A 2,455-nucleotide genomic window follows, 5' to 3' on the forward strand; every position below is an offset into this window, starting at 1 on the left:
TTGGAATGCGCCACAATTCCAGGTGACAATGACGGTTGGAAAAACGCCGTCAAATAAAGCGAGCGTGGACACATCCAGCTCGAGGAGACGGCTCAGCTCGCCAAGATGGCTGCTGAATCTGAGCGGCTGCGAACGGCGCTTTTGAACTCGATCTCACACGAGTTGCGCACGCCGCTCACAGTTATCCTGGGGGCCATTGAAACGCTCGAAGATGCGAACATTTTGCTTTCAGAGGAGGACCGAACTGACCTTTTGCGAACCATTCGTCAAAACGCCAAGCGCATGCATCGGCTTGTCTCTAACTTGATTGGGATGGCACGCATTGAAAGCGGCATGCTCGCATTGAACCGCCGCTGGGTGGATCTCGCCGATGTCATCTTTCAATCGATTCGAGACACAGCGGAGTTAACGGAAGGACACCCTGTTCGCGTAGAGTTAGAAGAAGACCTTCCGCTCCTTGAGGCCGACGAAGCGCTTCTCGCCGAAGCCATCGCGAACCTCTTGACGAACGCCGCGAAATATTCGCCGCCCGGGTCGCCCATTGACATTCGCGCGCGTGCTGCAGAAGGCGGTGTTTCCATTTGCGTGATCGACAGAGGCATGGGGATTGCGCCGGAAGAGGGGGAGCAGCTCTTCGAAAAGTTCTATCGCTCGCCGCGCGCCGCCCACGTCCCAGGGACGGGGCTCGGGCTTGCCATTGTCAAGGCGGTAGCTGAAGCGCACGGCGGTTTCGTCTGCGCGTCGCCCCATAAGCCAAAGGGGGCTGAATTTCAACTTTGGCTGCCCATTCGAGGTGAACGTAAACCATGACGCAAGGCGCCAAAATTCTCGTCGCGGACGATGAAACGGCCATCCGCAAGATGTTAGATGTCGCTCTGCGCGGACATGGCTTTCAAGTTCTCGAAGCGAAGACGGGTGAAGAGGCACTGCTTGTCGCGAGCATGGAGCGCCCCGACCTCATCGTGCTCGATTGGAGCTTGCCAGATATGGAAGGCATCGAAGTCCTGCGCAAGCTTCGGGAGTGGTCGCCGGTGCCCGTGATCATGCTTACAGTGCGAGACGCAGAAGAAGACAAAGTCATGGCGCTCGACGGTGGCGCCGATGATTACGTCGTCAAACCCTTCGGCGTCAAAGAGCTCCTCGCACGCATCCGCGTCGCACTGCGTCATGCATATCGCGGTGACACCGCTTCGCCCGTCCTTGATCTCCATGGTATCCGCATCGATCTCCAAGAAAGGCGCGTTTATAAAGACGGCGAATTATTGCGGTTAACTCCGATTGAATACGACCTGCTCAAAGTCCTCGCGCAAAATGCCGGCAAAGTCGTGACACATGCCCAACTGTTGCGCCAAGTATGGGGGGATGTTGATCCTGACAACGCGTCACAGTACCTACGCGTTTACATCAGCCATTTACGAAAGAAGATAGAGAACGATCCGGCGCACCCGCGCCGCCTGCTAACGGAGCCCGGAGTAGGGTATCGTCTTATAGGTGAAGAAGTATGAAGTATAACGAAGGAAACGCCAACAACCATCTTCCGCGCCCATCGTCACGTTCTGTGCCTGGTCATCCTTCTGGATGCTTTTCGCATTGAAGCGGTAAATCCCCGTTCATCCATCCGCCATGAAATTGCGATCATTTGTAAATTTGATCCAATCTGGAAATCCACCACACACCGACCCAAGCGGCCGTCACGCCGTTTTTTGCACCCGCGTGTAGATGCTCATTTGTCCAAACCCAACATCCCCAGCACTCGGTCCACATCAGGATTCCGCTTCGGTGTGACGGCTCGAATCACCCTGCCTTATTCCGCGTGGAAGTGCATCACTTCCAGCGGCTCGAACATCTCCAACACCGACAACGCAGTCGGTCGCCAGCTCTTTCGCTTCCCCGGCAATTCAAGCAGCGCCTTCTCTTCCGCCATCTTGGCTCGAATCACGTACTCCAGGGTCACGTACAGCATGGCCGCGATCAATATCAAGCACCCAAACGACTCGACTCGCCCGGGATTCTGCAGATACACGTTATGCTTCGTGGACTGTTCCGGATGCTACTGTTGACAAACGACTCGACTCGCCCGGGATTCTGTAGATACACCGGCCCCACGAAGTAGGGACTTTTGAGGAACCGAAACCGCCCTTCGACCTCATGTTGTTCTTTGTACGCCCGCAGTACCTCCGCATTGCTCAGTCGTTGTTCGTCTAATTCGTTGGTGAACATCGAAGCCATTTGCTGCGCTTGTGCCAACGCCTCCGGCGCCGGGTCCTGGATGAGCACCCGGTTCCGGTACACCACGCGCGTCGGTGGCGCAGACGCGTCCTTCCGTGGCCGCCCACATGGTAAGCGTCAAATCCCGCCCACCTTGCATTCCCTCCACGGCTGCACCAAACTCATGCATGACGAACAACCCCGCCGGGGAACCAGCGGGGCAGTTTCGCATACTATGCTTTTTTCG

The 2,455-nt window shown here is 56.4% G+C and carries 3 protein-coding genes; 2 read left to right on the forward strand and 1 reads right to left on the reverse strand.

The annotated features are described in order from the left end of the window. The first annotated feature begins 105 nt into the window (after nucleotides 1-105). Nucleotides 106-810 (forward strand): sensor histidine kinase, encoded by a 705-nt coding sequence (locus IEX97_RS12815; protein ID WP_188883501.1) that lies wholly within the window; start codon nucleotides 106-108, stop codon nucleotides 808-810. After that, nucleotides 807-1,505 carry a response regulator gene (locus IEX97_RS12820; protein WP_188883502.1) on the forward strand — a complete coding sequence of 233 codons (699 nt, stop codon included), beginning with the start codon at nucleotides 807-809 and terminating at the stop codon, nucleotides 1,503-1,505. Before IEX97_RS12815 ends, IEX97_RS12820 begins: the two co-directional genes overlap by 4 nt. A 299-nt stretch (nucleotides 1,506-1,804) precedes the next feature. Here the strand turns inward: IEX97_RS12820 and IEX97_RS12825 are convergent, their stop codons facing one another. Next, nucleotides 1,805-1,975 (reverse strand): hypothetical protein, encoded by a 171-nt coding sequence (locus tag IEX97_RS12825; RefSeq protein ID WP_188883503.1) that lies wholly within the window; start codon nucleotides 1,973-1,975, stop codon nucleotides 1,805-1,807. Nucleotides 1,976-2,455 lie beyond the last annotated feature (480 nt).

Origin of the sequence: Paenalicyclobacillus cellulosilyticus (assembly GCF_014647315.1) — a bacterium.
Lineage (GTDB): Bacteria > Bacillota > Bacilli > Alicyclobacillales > Alicyclobacillaceae > Alicyclobacillus_J > Alicyclobacillus_J cellulosilyticus.